The organism is Vallitalea sp., assembly GCF_025211055.1.
Classification (GTDB): domain Bacteria; phylum Bacillota; class Clostridia; order Lachnospirales; family Vallitaleaceae; genus Vallitalea.
Genome location: NZ_JAOARO010000093.1, coordinates 1 through 14,183, shown reverse-complemented (window position 1 = coordinate 14,183; position 14,183 = coordinate 1). Strand labels below are relative to the sequence as shown.

Annotated in this window: 15 protein-coding genes and 1 pseudogene; 15 read left to right on the top strand and 1 reads right to left on the bottom strand. The window is 28.9% G+C overall.

Going from position 1 to position 14,183, the window contains the following annotated elements; genetic code table 11:
- The 15 genes from N4A55_RS14540 to N4A55_RS14470 form a co-directional block, all read left to right on the top strand.
- Window positions 1-913 (top strand): RHS repeat-associated core domain-containing protein (locus N4A55_RS14540; RefSeq protein WP_293757639.1); only part of this gene is annotated, 913 nt, incomplete at its 5' end.
- A gap of 447 nt (window positions 914-1,360) precedes the next feature.
- On the top strand, window positions 1,361-2,332 hold the full coding sequence (locus N4A55_RS14535; RefSeq protein ID WP_293757638.1) for an RHS repeat domain-containing protein: 972 nt from the start codon (window positions 1,361-1,363) through the stop codon (window positions 2,330-2,332).
- The gene (locus N4A55_RS14530; RefSeq protein ID WP_293757636.1) at window positions 2,251-2,679 is read left to right on the top strand and encodes a hypothetical protein; all 429 of its coding nucleotides are present in this window, start codon (window positions 2,251-2,253) and stop codon (window positions 2,677-2,679) included. Before N4A55_RS14535 ends, N4A55_RS14530 begins: the two co-directional genes overlap by 82 nt.
- A gap of 17 nt (window positions 2,680-2,696) precedes the next feature.
- Window positions 2,697-3,320: a hypothetical protein gene (locus N4A55_RS14525; RefSeq protein WP_293757635.1), complete on the top strand. Its 624-nt coding sequence runs from the start codon at window positions 2,697-2,699 to the stop codon at window positions 3,318-3,320.
- Between the two features lie 159 nt (window positions 3,321-3,479).
- On the top strand, window positions 3,480-3,707 hold the full coding sequence (locus N4A55_RS14520; RefSeq protein WP_293757634.1) for a hypothetical protein: 228 nt from the start codon (window positions 3,480-3,482) through the stop codon (window positions 3,705-3,707).
- A gap of 24 nt (window positions 3,708-3,731) precedes the next feature.
- Window positions 3,732-4,040: a hypothetical protein gene (locus tag N4A55_RS14515; protein WP_293757632.1), complete on the top strand. Its 309-nt coding sequence runs from the start codon at window positions 3,732-3,734 to the stop codon at window positions 4,038-4,040.
- A 130-nt stretch (window positions 4,041-4,170) separates the two neighbouring features.
- On the top strand, window positions 4,171-4,788 hold the full coding sequence (locus N4A55_RS14510) for an RHS repeat domain-containing protein (protein WP_293757630.1): 618 nt from the start codon (window positions 4,171-4,173) through the stop codon (window positions 4,786-4,788).
- The gene (locus tag N4A55_RS14505; RefSeq protein WP_293757629.1) at window positions 4,773-5,129 is read left to right on the top strand and encodes a hypothetical protein; all 357 of its coding nucleotides are present in this window, start codon (window positions 4,773-4,775) and stop codon (window positions 5,127-5,129) included. Before N4A55_RS14510 ends, N4A55_RS14505 begins: the two co-directional genes overlap by 16 nt.
- Before the next feature lie 5 nt (window positions 5,130-5,134).
- Window positions 5,135-5,467: a hypothetical protein gene (locus N4A55_RS14500; RefSeq protein ID WP_293757627.1), complete on the top strand. Its 333-nt coding sequence runs from the start codon at window positions 5,135-5,137 to the stop codon at window positions 5,465-5,467.
- A gap of 282 nt (window positions 5,468-5,749) precedes the next feature.
- Window positions 5,750-6,343, top strand: a complete 594-nt coding sequence (locus tag N4A55_RS14495; RefSeq protein WP_293757625.1) for a hypothetical protein — start codon at window positions 5,750-5,752, stop codon at window positions 6,341-6,343.
- 154 nt (window positions 6,344-6,497) lie between these two features.
- Entirely contained in the window at window positions 6,498-6,974 is a 477-nt protein-coding gene (locus tag N4A55_RS14490) for a hypothetical protein (RefSeq protein WP_293757623.1), read from the top strand.
- A gap of 548 nt (window positions 6,975-7,522) precedes the next feature.
- A complete protein-coding gene (locus tag N4A55_RS14485; RefSeq protein ID WP_293757621.1) occupies window positions 7,523-8,794 on the top strand; it encodes a porin family protein in 1,272 nt (423 codons plus the stop codon).
- A 629-nt stretch (window positions 8,795-9,423) separates the two neighbouring features.
- Window positions 9,424-10,320, top strand: coding sequence for a tail fiber domain-containing protein (locus tag N4A55_RS14480; protein WP_293757619.1), 897 nt, complete (start codon window positions 9,424-9,426; stop codon window positions 10,318-10,320).
- 8 nt (window positions 10,321-10,328) lie between these two features.
- A complete protein-coding gene (locus N4A55_RS14475; protein WP_293757617.1) occupies window positions 10,329-11,180 on the top strand; it encodes a T9SS type A sorting domain-containing protein in 852 nt (283 codons plus the stop codon).
- A 2-nt stretch (window positions 11,181-11,182) separates the two neighbouring features.
- The gene (locus N4A55_RS14470; RefSeq protein WP_293757615.1) at window positions 11,183-13,408 is read left to right on the top strand and encodes a C25 family cysteine peptidase; all 2,226 of its coding nucleotides are present in this window, start codon (window positions 11,183-11,185) and stop codon (window positions 13,406-13,408) included.
- Window positions 13,409-13,633: 225 nt separating this feature from the next.
- Here the strand turns inward: N4A55_RS14470 and N4A55_RS14465 are convergent.
- A pseudogene (locus tag N4A55_RS14465) lies at window positions 13,634-14,038 on the bottom strand (transposase); the annotation flags it as partial.
- Window positions 14,039-14,183 lie beyond the last annotated feature (145 nt).

The window sequence follows — 14,183 nt, the reverse complement described above, 5'->3', positions numbered from 1 at the left end:
TCTTTTTCTTTCAACTGAGGTTCAACTGAAAAGAAAAAATATATACATTAGCAGTGCAATGAATCAATTATCATATACTCAGAGCTCAACAGGCAATTTTTTTAACTATGATTTAACGGACGTAAGTTTATTGGATTATGGAGCCAGAATGTATACACCGGAACTGGGGAGGTTTTTCAGTTTAGATCCATTAGCAGAGAAATTTAGTTATCAATCTACATATGTTTATGCTGATAATAATCCAATCAAATTTATTGATTATATGGGGATGAATTCAGGATTACCAGAGGAAGGTAAAACAATGAATACTACTCATACATATAGATATAATGAAGATGGTAGTCATACTGTAACTTCAACAGTAAAACATATTGATGTTTCTTATAGCGATGATGGTATTATGACTATATCAACGGTCAATAAGACAACAAAGACAACTGTTTATAAGGAAGATGGCGAAGTTATGACAAATTCAACAGAGTCAATTTCTTCTACCGAAGAAAAATTTGATTTGGATCCTTCGTCTAAGAATAGGTATAGTCAAGTTGGAGAGACAAAAACAAATATAACAGGAGCTGATGGAGAAAGGAATCTTGGTAAAAATGCTCTACTGAGAGATGATCATGGTGGTTATGTTACTGATCTTAAAAAATTAGTTGAGGATGGAAGCAAAGACTGGAATTTGTACAAAGGAAGATCCGAAATTAATGAGATAGCAGATATTTCTTCTGGTGTTTTTACAGGAATAACAGGTTTGATATCTACGTTGTCGAAAGAGAGTCTGCCTGGACCATTTAAAGCATTGCCTTATATATTTGAAACTACGTATGTTGGAGTTAGACTGCTTAATTCATATGGAGATAATAAAGGAAGAAGTACAACCTTAAAAACAACTTCAAAAAAAATAAGATAGATTATGAAGATTTTCAATATATTGAGCTATATGTATGTAGTACTGTTTCTTCCTTTACAAATATTAGTGGAAGATATTATTTCAAAAGAGATTGTAGAGTATATAACTGTTTTTTTTAGTATCCTATTGGTAACGGTTTCTGTTTTAAATATTAAAATGAGATTTACTTCTAATAATATAATTACCTTTAAAGGTAGAGAAAAGGAAATATTAATCAGAATAATAGGATTAGATAGCATATTAATATCTATAACTTATCTTACTATTTGGTATCTATATATTAAAGAATATAATTATACAATTATTTACATAGCAATAGTTGTTATTTATTTATTGTCACTATTTAGAATAAAAATTAACAATACAAAGAGAAAGAAAGTATAATATACCTACTGTTCTGTAATGGAAAACTTTATATTGCTCACCCAATCTAATTAATATAGGTGGGTGAGCTATGTAATAATATTAGAAACAGTAGTTGTTAACTGGAATAATACATTGGGCTTTAAGCAAGGTTCAGGAAACTATATCTACGATGCCAATGGAAATATGATTGTTGATCCAAACAAAGGTTTATCAGATATAAAGTACAATAACCTTAATCTGCCATACTCCATAACCAAAGGTGCAAATAAGATAAATTATATCTATGATGTTACCGGACGTAAACTGGCAAACAAGTTAAAAGGTAAAACAAAATACTACCTTGGTAACTTTGTATATACCGATGATAAACTAGAATATATGATCTGTTCAGAGGGTTTACTGAATATAAACGGCTCAACAACAAACTATGAGTTTCATCTTAAGGATCATTTAGGTAACACCAGAGTGGCAGTAAACGAAACAAATGATATTACACAGGAAAACAACTATTACCCGTTTGGTCTGACATTTGCACAGTCTGGTTCTTCTACGAACAAATATCTATACAATGGTAAAGAGCTACAAGAGGAGACTGGATTTATCGACTTTGGAGCGCTTCAACTGGATAAGGAGTTGGGTAGGTGGTTTAATCCAGATCCTTTAGCCGAGGATTATGTTGAAATTTCATTATATAACTATGTTGCAAATAACCCTATTATTTATATTGATCCTGATGGACAAAGAATAGATTTGAGTCATATCTTAGGGAAGAATAAGAATGGTAAATATAATAATGAGGAATTAGCTAATGCATTTCTTGCATTTGCACAAACCGATCTTGGGAAAAAAGTATTGTCATGGTTTGCTGAGAAAGGACAAAAAATAGAAGAAATAGGACTTGAATTTGATAATAATGGAAAAATGCATAATGTTGGCATGGATCTGACTTTTGAGTGTAAATCTTTTGGGAAGTGGGGAAAAATGGTTCTTGGGGAATTCGAAACAAAGATGATGGTAGAACAGAAGGTGTCGTTAAACTTAATACTGATTTGAACTCGAATGTAAATGATGTTGCAGAAGGCTACGAATCAGCAAAAATAAATTACAAATATGGAAAAACCTCAAAGGAAGATATTCGTAGAGCAAAAGCAAAATATGAAGCAAACAGAGCTGGTACGATTGTACATGAGTTTGTTATTCATGGAATAAATGATATGATTAGAGTTAAAAAAGGACAAACACAAATATATAATTCATATAAAGAACATGTAACTGCAAGAAAATCAGGGTCTTTTTTTAGGGAAGTCGGACTCCCAGCCATTTATCATATTCATAAGATATTAAAAACAGGAGAACCCAAAAGAACAATAGTCAATAATTCTTTTAAGTATAAGAATTAATATTAAATATTAAGATTATGGTGAGAAAAGTAATATATCTATTAGTTATTGTTATATCTATTAATAGCTGTTCTGGTCAAACAGAAAACTACAGGGTTTTGAATGATGTAATTTGTGAACTTACTGGCGATGAGTATATGTATGAAACAATATCATCCTTTTATAAGGACTCTGTTAATTCTAATTTTAATTATGATGTTTATATAAAAGAGAGAAGGTTGTTAAAAGACTCTATGAGAGTGATATTTCTAAACAACTACTACGCTTTACCTAAGGGAATGGCAAAAAGTGACTTTGATAATTTAAGAAGAGATACCATTTTTCGGAACAACATAAATTACCGGACTATTTTAGACGAATTTATAGACAGATGCGAAGATAGAGTAGAGTTAGATATAAAAAAGGTTAATCCAGATTGTGGATATTATTTTAGAACAATAACAGATAAAAGAGTTAAATACTTTAAACCATCTGATAGAGCTGTTCTGTTTATTAGTAATATTATATACTCCAATGACGGAGAGTGTGCATGTTTCTATTTAGCACAATGCAGAGGAGGTTATTCTGATGTATTTGTTTTATTAAAAAGATATGACAATAAATGGAAGATAGTTAAAACAGTTCCGGTAAGTGATTATTGAGGTATATTTATGAAATACTGAATTAACCAATCAATATAAGGAAAGGTTATTCATTTGTATTCTGGAGATTACCCAACGAACAGTTGGTATTCTCCTGGTTGGTCTAACACTCGCACGTTTATTCATGAGTTTGGCATGCGACAGGTTTAAAACATACTAATGAAGAAATGGAATTTAATGGTTCAAGGTGGTAGTGGTACTAATGTAACCTCTAAACAAAGGTTAAGGATGCTCAAGGCTAAAGTTAACTTAGAACCCAATACCTATACAAATCCATTTACAGGGAAAAAAAGTCCTTATCCTTATTTGCATTATTACAATCGAGCTAAAGTGCAATATGAAAAAACACATGTAAGTAGTGTAGGGTTAAAAACACGAAAAAATTAGAAGAAGATGAGCAGAAATAAATATATGTTTATAGGTATTATATTGTTGGTTTTTATATTTACTTTTTTTATTAATAGAGAGATTACTGTTTATGTTGGAATTGCCAACCCTTCTAGTGATGTAGATATCACATTAAAGATAGACGGAGAAACAATACTTGAAAAAGAAAATATCCAATACAATCCATATGGATATAAAATAGAAAAGGTTAGAGTTCGGGGAGGTTTACATAAAATTACAGTGAGTACGAGTAAAGGAGGTTTGAAGGTAGAAAAACGATTAATAGTCTTCATGAATCAACAAGAGATAATGAAGAAGCAAGCTTTTTTGTAAGAAATAGGTTAACACCTTTTTATTATGAATGAGATAACTGATATACAAGTTAAGTGGTAAAACAAAAATATACCTTGGTAACTTTGTATATACCGATGATAAACTTGAATATATGATCTGTTCAGGTGGTTTGTTAAATATAAATGCAACCATAAAATATTCAAACTATGAGTTTCATCTAAAAGATCATTTGGGCAATACACGTGTTGCAGTAAACGAGAATAATATTGTTACCCAAACCAACAACTACTATCCATTTGGTCTTACATTTGCACAATCAGGATCATCAACCAATAAATATCTTTATAATGGTAAAGAGCTTCAAGAGGAGACCGGACTTTTGGATTTTGGAGCACGCCAACTGGATAAGGAGTTGGGTAGGTGGTTTAATATGGATCCTAAATCGGAAAAATATCCATTTGTTTCACCATATGTGTTTTGCTTAAATAATCCAATTAGAGTAATTGATCCAGATGGAAAAGATGTTATCGTATTAGGTAATTCTAATGGAGCTGGAGGAGTCGGTCATCAAGCTGTATTAATAGGAAATAATAAAGGTGGATGGGTTTATATATCAAAAGATGGCGCAGCCAAAAGCGAAGATTCAAGAGGACCTAGCAGATATACTGCAAAGTTCTTTAAAACATTGGATGCATTTAAAAATAGTCACATAATTTTGAAACAGTTGATGGTAGTAATCACTCGAATGTTGGAGGTGGAGAGAATGAGAATATGGTTTTCAAATTAGATAAAGATGGTAATAAGATACAGCGTTATGATAGAGCTTTTTTTATTGATACTGATGATAAAACAAATGTTAAAGCTTTAAGAGCTGGTTTTTTTGCAGCTAGAGAAGATTATGTTTTGACTCAGAGTGATTGTTCAGACGTTCCCACTGCTGTTTTAAATGAAGCTAAAGATACGGAAGGAAAGAAATTGGAGAATGGTGAAGGAATATGGGCTTGGAATGAAATGCCAAACTCGAAACAAAGTAAAATTGAGAAAAGAAATAAAGGTAAAGATTATGCCTCAAAAATAGAACCAAAAACAACACAACTTCAAGAAAACGAGAAGGGTAAAAATGAATAGCAATTATGAAGAGGATTTTTAAGGCAGAGACAATCTTATATAGCATTGTTTTAATAGGAATTATTGTTGGTACATTTGATTTCTTTAACAGATTTAGTATTAGAACTTGGATTGCATTATCAATCTGTGGTGGTGGTGAAGGACATTGTTATCTAGATGTTATAAATATATTTGGAGTATTCCACTATTTAGGCTCATTTATGTATTTAGCCTTAGGACAGAATAAAGTGTTTTTTATTGTTGGACAATTAATTACACTTTTGCTTTATTGTGCAATAATATGGGTAGTGTTGTTTTTTGTTAAAATATTACTTAATAAATACCTGAAACATAAATAATAACTAACTCGTGTAAGAAGATAATAAGGAATCCTGAAAATTGAATAGTACCTCAAAAGTTGGACATGATATTTGGGGTGTTTTCATTTAGGTGAAACAAATACTATTACATCAAAACTTCAATGGTAAATATTCACACAAGTGTTATAGAGTCTATGCATAACCTAACATACTGATATGAAGAGAGTACTTTTAACGTGTTTAATTCTTAATTGTCTTAATGTTTGTTGTCAGAGTACTGATAATGAACTTGCTAAAAAGCGGTTTGAGAAGTTGTATTATATGTGGACAAACTATGATATGGATATGAGCAAACGGGATAGCGCTTTTGTTGCTATTTGTGCTTTAGGTGATAGTGGAGATACGTATTCACAAGAATTTTTGGGATGTTATTATATCGGTCTAAAAGGAAAAGAGAATAAACATCTGATTGAGAAGGGTATTGATTTTTGTAGAAAATCCCTTAGTAGAGGAGCTTATCATGTTGGATCATGTATGGCAGATTTTTATTATAAGAAAGGAGATATAGAAATGTATATTGATATTCTAAATAAAACTATTGATAATGACGTGTCTAAGACAGAATTAGGTTGTTTTCTTATTTTTGGGATGTCTCTGTACTCTAATATTGGTAATAGTGATGAGGTGTATTATCGCAATCTGATTAATACAGATAGAGGAGTATCTTTAATTAAGAAAGCTTCAGAGAATAATATTTTTGAAGCAATGTATCACATGGGGTTATTATATTATAATGGTATAGTCTTTGATAAAAATTTAGAACTTGCTAAAGAGTACTTTTTAAGATGTAAGAATCATGAATCTTTTGAAGGTAGTTATTGGCAGGATGATATTGAATATTATCTTGAAGAATAATAACAATCTTTATCAAACCAAGCATGAAAATGTTTATAAATGCGGGTTCTATCTGTATGATTGCATTATATTAGACTTTCTATGAAAAGAGATTATTATATATATTTTAGTTTTGGCTATTATTTTAGGAAGCTGTGCTTCATATAAAGATCTAATGATTGCTAATGGTGATCAGAATGATGCTGTTAAAAATGCCATTTATGACTTTGTAAAAAAGAGTAGATTAAGTAAAAAAAGTGACGTATTTAAAGTAAATATTACACATGTGAATGATAAGGTTTTAGCAGTAAGTATTATTGAGGCTGTAGATAAATTAATGCCTGATCCTGATAACAAAATTGGTACTAGTCATTCTAATTTTCCAACTAGATATCTTGAACAAGAAGGGAAATTATTTTATTGGTATGATTCCACTGATGTTATTACATTAAGATTAATCTCCGTATTGTCTGAGTATAATCAAATCGATTCAACAAATGTAAATAGTATTGTTGAGATAAAAGGAACGTTAAATGAATCGCTAAAAGGAGTAGATTACTTTTTTTGTAAAAAAAACTTGCTAAAATTTAAGAGGGTTGTTACTGATCGAGCGGTTGGTTGGTATGATCCACCAAAATTAAACTGTAAATAAAGTAAATGCCTTTTAATTTGAACTGCACCCCAAAAGTTAGGCATAACATTTGGGGTATTTTATAAAAAAAGCATATAATCTTCCAGTTTTAGAAGAAGGTTTATTATAATAACAATTAATGATTGTACTAATTACATATTTTTATTTACATTTGCTGAATTATTAGCAAATGTAAACTGTTATGAGTTTTAAGTAATGTAATATTTTATATATCAATAGATTATTGTAAGATTTTTTATCGATATGTGTTTGGTTATAAATGTTTTGGCACTGTAAGGGTAATTAATATCTAATTAAACGTAATACTATATTTTCTTAGTATAGCATAAAAAGCTATACTACATATAGGAAAGCATTAAATGACTTTTGTCTATGAAAACTTAATTTTGGTGATATGCCGTTGATTTTAAAGCTATTCAGTTACTTTTCCTCGTGTCATTTTTATGATTATTACTACTTAAAATAGAATAATTATCTATTAAATAATAAATATATTTTTAGCTAGGATGTTTATTTAACGTTGTATTATATTAAATATAAATTTAAAGATGAGTAAAAATAAAAGATTAGTAGGATTTGGATTATTGTTAATTGGCTTATTAACCTTTCAATTATCATTTTCTCAGGATAATTATATTTCTGGATATGTAATTAAGAGCAGTGCCGATACATTATTGGGGTTTATTAACTATAAAGATAAGGAAGTAAATCCTAAATATGTTCAATTTAAAATGCGTATTGATGATAATCCAATTGTCTTAAATACAAATGATATAAATGAGTTTAGTGTAGGAGGAGATATTTATGTGAAAGGGGTTGTTGAAATTGAAAACTCTCCTATAAAAACTGAAAGATTGGAAGAAAATAACCGAGTTAATTTAAAAATTGATACTGTATTTCTTCAAACTCTTTTTAGAGGTGAAAAAAGTTTGTTTTTCTATAAAAACCAGTATGGAAGGGAATATTTTTATATTGAACAGAATAATAAATTTGAATTATTAATTTATAAAAGATATTATAAAAGAGGTGATAATAAACGTTTGATAGCTGAGAATAATAGATACCTTAGTCAGTTGAGTTTGTACTTGAATGATTGTGAAAAAATCAAATCTAGATTGAGAAATACTACATACAAAAAAAATAGCCTAATAAGACTTTTTAAGTATTATTATCAGAATTCATCTTTTGATGCTTTATTTCAAAAGGAAAAGAAAAAAGTTAAAACAGAAATAGGTATATTATCTGGAGTTTCATTAACCTCGCTAAATTTTACGAGTAAACACTCTTTTGAGTATTTGTCTGAAGCTGAATATGATCCATCTGTTAATTTTTCTGCTGGTTTGTTTATTGATGTAATATTGCCAAGAAATCATGAAAGGTGGTCTATTAATAATGAAGTATTGTTTTCAACATATAAGTTTACAGGTAGCTATAAAGAGTATAAGAATGAAAGCAATTATACCAACACAATAACCAAAATATGTTATTCATATATAAGAATTAATAATATGATTCGCTATAAGTATCCTGTTGGTAATATGTTTGTGTATGTAAATGCTGGTATATCAAATGCATTTTCAGTAGATGAAACAAATTATAAAAGAGTAGAATCTAAATTTTACAGCGAAGATAGAATTGATGAAGATCTAGCTATGACCCATGTTAGAAAACACGAACAGGGCTATATTATTGGCGCAGGAGTAAAATACAATAAACTATCCTTAGAAATTAGGTATGAAGGAGCAAATGGAATGTCAGAACATAAGGGACTAACATCTTCAGTAAAAAGATATTTCTTTATGCTTGGTTATAAGTTTTGATTTTACATAAATACACATTAATTGGTTTTTATTCGTAAGAGTGAAAATTGTGTAGCACATGTGTTAGCTTAACAGTATTTAGTTACCTTTCTATAATAACATACTTTGTATATGAGTTTTGTTATTGAAGAAAGGTAGTTTTATTTAATCTCAACTTTATTACCACAATATACTGTTAGCAAACTTTTTGTTTTAGCGTTTGTTAAAATCTTATTCTCTAAATATTTCTTTAGCTAAGGGTAATTCTTTAATATTCACGAAACCATTTGTATGGTTATGACTAAATTTTTGATACTATGTGTTTTCTTTTTACCACTATACTCTTCTTTTTGTGATTTGTGTGATCTGTTCGTCTTGGAACTTCACCTTCTGTTACATCTACAACTATTTTATTATCACAAATATATACGTTTTATAGGTGTTTTTGTTTACATGTTTTGTAATATGTAAAATGTATTTTAAGGTTATAAAAATACTTGTGATATTATGGCGCAATTTATGAAAAGCGGATACCGAAAAGCTTCAATAGAGTAGGTGTATATTTATTAAAATTTATAAGATGAAACGAAGCATGAGAATGGTCATTCACACACACGAGGATGATTATAATGCGGAGTTCCATCTGACAAATGAAAAACAAATATAAACAGATGAAAAAATTAATACTATTTTTATTTACAGTTACTTTATGTGCTAATTTATTTAGTCAACTGAAAATTGAAAAATCAATGGCTGTGCTAGATGGAACGATACAGTTTAGAGGTGGTAGTCATACATTAAGAATTATTCCTAATAATCCGGGAACCGAAATAGGAGCAAGCTCAGGAAGAATTGATTTTTGGTACACTAATACAGGTTACAATACTTTATACGCCAAAAGATTTTACACACAGTCAGATAGAAGAACAAAAAAAAATATAACCCCACTTAATAATTGTTTAGATAAGGTATTAAAACTAAATACTTACTCTTATAACTTTAAAAATGATACTCCAGATAAAAGAGGTTCTTCAAACAATAAAGAATTTGGATTGATAGCGCAAGAACTTGAAAAGATTATACCTAATCTTGTTAGCTCCTCTAAGGATATTAAGCTTATTAATTATGATGGTTTGATACCTTTTCTTATTGAAGCAGTCAAAGAGCAACAAAAGCAAATTGATATATTACAAAAAGCAGTTGCATCTCAGGAAAGAGATATAATAAAAACAAGAGAATCAAAAAATGATAATTATTCAAATGATAGGATAGTGAATGATAATAGTACTCCTATGCTTTTTAATAATATGCCTAATCCGGTTAAAGAAAAAACAACAATTAAATGTTATTTACCAAAAAGTTTTATTCAAGCTGAAATTATGATATGTGATTTACAAGGAAAACAGGTTAAATTATATAACTCATTTCAAGCCGGAGAAAATACAATTGAAGTCAATGCAGCGGAATTATATGAGGGAATGTTTATTTATACTTTGATTGTGGATAGTAAGATCATAGATTCAAAAAGAATGGTTATAACTAAATAAAGTAATACATGAAAAAGATAGTAATACTGATAACAGTAGTATTGTTAAGCATATCTGCCAAAGCTCAGTTTTTTGATGAGTCTGTGAGATGGAAGGAGGCTACTATAGAGGTTTATCCTAAAGAGCAAATTTTATTTTTTACAGAATATACTATAAAAGGTAAAACAGAAATTGAAGGAAAAGAGTATTTTAACTTATACTGTGATAATCATCTAAGTTACTACATACGGGAAACACCCGATGAAAAAGTATATGTTTATCACCCTAAAAATAAAAAGGAATACTTAGTATATGATTTTAATTTTGAGAAAGATAAAGTAATATCTTATGAATTATTTCATGAAGATTATAATACACAAGCTCTAAAAATAAAAGAAGTAGGTTTTGAAAAATTATTAGATGGTAAAAATTATGAATATGTCTATGCAGGTTCAAAACGTATTTATTCTATAAAATTTATAAAAGGTATTGGTTCTACAAATGGTTTCTTTTATCACATGTACGCCTATCTAATAGAACATATGAGTAGAACCAATAGACTATGTGAGTTTTATAAAGATGATGTATTGATATATAATTATCCTGTTAATTACCCTATGAGTATTGAGAATACCGAAGAGAGTAATTCAGTAATTATTTATCCTCAACCCTCAAAAAATATCATTAATTTCAAATTCAATACTGAAGATGTTGAAATATTGAATATTTATGATCAATCAGGAATTTTGATAAAGTCTTACAACGTTAAAAACAAATCTATTTTTACTATTAAAAATGAATTGAACACCGGAGTATATATTTATCATATCAAAACTAAAAGCAATAAAACAACAGTTGGAAAATTCATTATTACAAATTAATTATGAAAAAGATACTTCTTTGTGTAACTACACTATTATTATGTAGTGTAGTAATAGCACAAAAAAACTATAATATAAAATTTAATAAACAGGATTTTACTTTTAAAAAAACGGAGAAGGGGTATAAAATTAAAAGTAAGGAAGGAAAGTTTTATTTTAAATCGGATACAACCTCACCCGCTTTACCATATGTGAGTATAAATATTCTAATTCCTGAAAATTCAAGCATTCAAAATATTAAATATGATATAAATAAATCTTTACTTTTTGAAGATATTGATATAGTTAATAATACAAAAGTACATAAAACCTCAGAAAGGTATATTGAAACTTATAGAAGTAGTGATTTTAGTGGTAAAAAATATCCAAAAGAAAATTTGAAATTTGTCTCTATTAACAAGATTCAAAATTTTTCTATGGCAAGTTTTACAATATGTCCGTTCATATATGACAACAAAGAATTAAGCCTTATAAATAGTATTGATTTTTCATTTGATGTAATTACAAACAAAAATAGGAAAGATGATATTAAAAGATATGACGCTATTAATTTAGTTGGTGATTTAGTGCTGAATCCTGATGAACTAATTACATTATACCCTAATTTTCCTGCAAAACCTCTTCCTGAAGATGTAGAATATTTAATAATCACTTCAAAAGATTTAATGGATGATTTTAAATTACTTAAGAGTTGGAAGATTAAAAAAGGAATAAGAACAAAAATTATTTCTACAGAAGATATATACTCTAAATATCCAGGTAGTACAAATCAATTAAAGATAAAAAATTGTTTATATTACTACTATAAAAACAGGGGTTTAAAATGGGTATTATTAGGAGGAGATAGTAACATTATACCAGTTCAATATTGTCATTTTCAACATCAAGAAAACGATAAACATTCGCTTCCTACAGATTTATTTTATGCTTGCTATGATAAATGCTTTGATTGGAATGCGGATGGAGATGAATTAATAGCAGAACCAGAAGAAGATAATGTTGATTTAAGTCCAGAAGTATTTATATCTAGGGCACCTGTAAGAACGTCTAAACATGTACAAACATTTTCAGATAAAACAATAAATTATGAAAAATACAACGTACCTTATGATTATGTAAATACAATGCTATTAGCGGGAAAAGTTGTTTCTCACTTTATTTCAGAAAAAAACAATATTAGTGATAGTCACGATAGAAGTGAAGAAATGTATAATACATGCATTAAACCATATTGGAAAGGTAGAAAAACAAAATTCTATGATACAGGTACAGATTTTATTCAAGTAGCTGACTATGATTTTACAAAGAATAATTTACAAGATCAATTAAACAGATGTTATCATTTTGTTCATATATACACACACGGATTTATACAATCATACCAAATGGAGTTTAAAGGTCCATCATATGACCAAATAGATGCAGAAAAATTAAATAATGAGGCTAAATCTATAGTTGTAACTGCTTCATGTTTAACAAATGCTTTTGATATTGCAGAACCTTCTTTAAGTGAGGCAATGTTTAGGAATCCAAAAGGAGGTTGTGTTTTATATTGGGGTAGTTCAAGGTCGGGTTGGTCTTTTCTTTCAATGGATTTTAGCGATGAGTTTTTTTATAATGTGTTTAGAAAACATATTACAAATGATGAACATAAATTTGCAAATATTACTACTAAGTCAAAATTACGTTTTATTGGCTCGTCTAATCGTTATGATTTAACTCGCTGGCTTCAATTTACACAAAACGCAATAGGTGATCCAGAATTATCAATATTTACAGATACTCCAAAAGAGTTTTCAAATGCAACAGTTAAAAGAATAGGTGAAAAAGTTATTGTTAATACTGGTGTTAGTGGTTGTGATATTGCTTTAACAAGTATGAATGATGGAGAAACGTATTTTAAAGTTTATAAAAATGTTTCAACAGCTACCTTTACCAATTCAATATTTAATGATCCTAAATTTAATTTTTATGTAACTATAACTAAACATAATTATAAGCCGTTTGAGTATCCAAAAGACATATATATTCAGAATTGTACTTTTAATAAAGATCAATGTTTTATTGCTCCTAATATTTATGTAGGAAGAAACGTAACATCTACTAAACCTATCGGAGATGTGATAATAAAAGATAATGTTAAAGTTATTTTTGCACCTAGTAAGAATGTTTTTATTAAAGAAGGCTTTAAGATTGAAAAGAACGGATCTTTTACAATTAAGAGATAACATTATTTAAACGAACAAAACCAATCTTTCTAAAAGGTTGGTTTTATACTTTCAAAGCTTTATTAGGTCTTGAATAATAGTTTGACCTAATAAACAAGCTGCAAACAAAGCTATATAGAATGCAATACTAACTTTAAGATTGTTTGAGGCTATTTTTTTTAGCTTTTTAGGACACTTTTCATTATGCAACAGTACTATATCATAATAACTTTTATGCATTATAATAGATGTAAGTCTGATTATCTCATCTTTGACAATATGTTCGTTCTTGTCTTCCGGTAAATCAAGTTCTTCAATAGTTTCATATACCGTATTGTTTTTGATTCTGGTTATGAAAACATTTGTTGCAGCAATTCGGTTTAGCATTAACGTAAAATCAAAGTAGCCTCGGTCTTCAACTACAATCGTATTTTTAGGGAAGATCAGCTGTTTTAGACCGTGTCTGTCCGAAATTTTGGCTTCTGAAATGTTGACGACATCAGGAAGCATTAATTCTACATCCAAACAGGTATGTATTTTCACCCCTCCTTTAGCTGTCCGAAATTTTGCCCAATCAAACATTGACAAGCACAGCGGTATGGTTGAACTGTCTATTAGCTTTATAGATCGGCCTTTAATCTCTTCCACGATATAGTGGATATTCTGGATCATGCTGACCCCTCAAAAAAGATTTATTATTTGATTAAATAAAGGTTGTTTTTAGCCTTTTTAGCACTGTCATTCCGGCACATATTGACCCCCTATTTATTTTACTGTTCTTGAATTTTGGTTCTTT

Coding starts and splice junctions, on each gene's coding strand:
- N4A55_RS14490 (WP_293757623.1), top strand. CDS start 6,498: ATGATTGCTAATGGTGATCAGAATGATGCTGTTAAAAATGCCATTTAT.
- N4A55_RS14495 (WP_293757625.1), top strand. CDS start 5,750: ATGTGGACAAACTATGATATGGATATGAGCAAACGGGATAGCGCTTTT.
- N4A55_RS14520 (WP_293757634.1), top strand. CDS start 3,480: ATGAAGAAATGGAATTTAATGGTTCAAGGTGGTAGTGGTACTAATGTA.
- N4A55_RS14505 (WP_293757629.1), top strand. CDS start 4,773: ATGGTTTTCAAATTAGATAAAGATGGTAATAAGATACAGCGTTATGAT.
- N4A55_RS14515 (WP_293757632.1), top strand. CDS start 3,732: ATGTTTATAGGTATTATATTGTTGGTTTTTATATTTACTTTTTTTATT.
- N4A55_RS14500 (WP_293757627.1), top strand. CDS start 5,135: ATGAAGAGGATTTTTAAGGCAGAGACAATCTTATATAGCATTGTTTTA.
- N4A55_RS14525 (WP_293757635.1), top strand. CDS start 2,697: ATGGTGAGAAAAGTAATATATCTATTAGTTATTGTTATATCTATTAAT.
- N4A55_RS14485 (WP_293757621.1), top strand. CDS start 7,523: ATGAGTAAAAATAAAAGATTAGTAGGATTTGGATTATTGTTAATTGGC.
- N4A55_RS14480 (WP_293757619.1), top strand. CDS start 9,424: ATGAAAAACAAATATAAACAGATGAAAAAATTAATACTATTTTTATTT.
- N4A55_RS14470 (WP_293757615.1), top strand. CDS start 11,183: ATGAAAAAGATACTTCTTTGTGTAACTACACTATTATTATGTAGTGTA.
- N4A55_RS14475 (WP_293757617.1), top strand. CDS start 10,329: ATGAAAAAGATAGTAATACTGATAACAGTAGTATTGTTAAGCATATCT.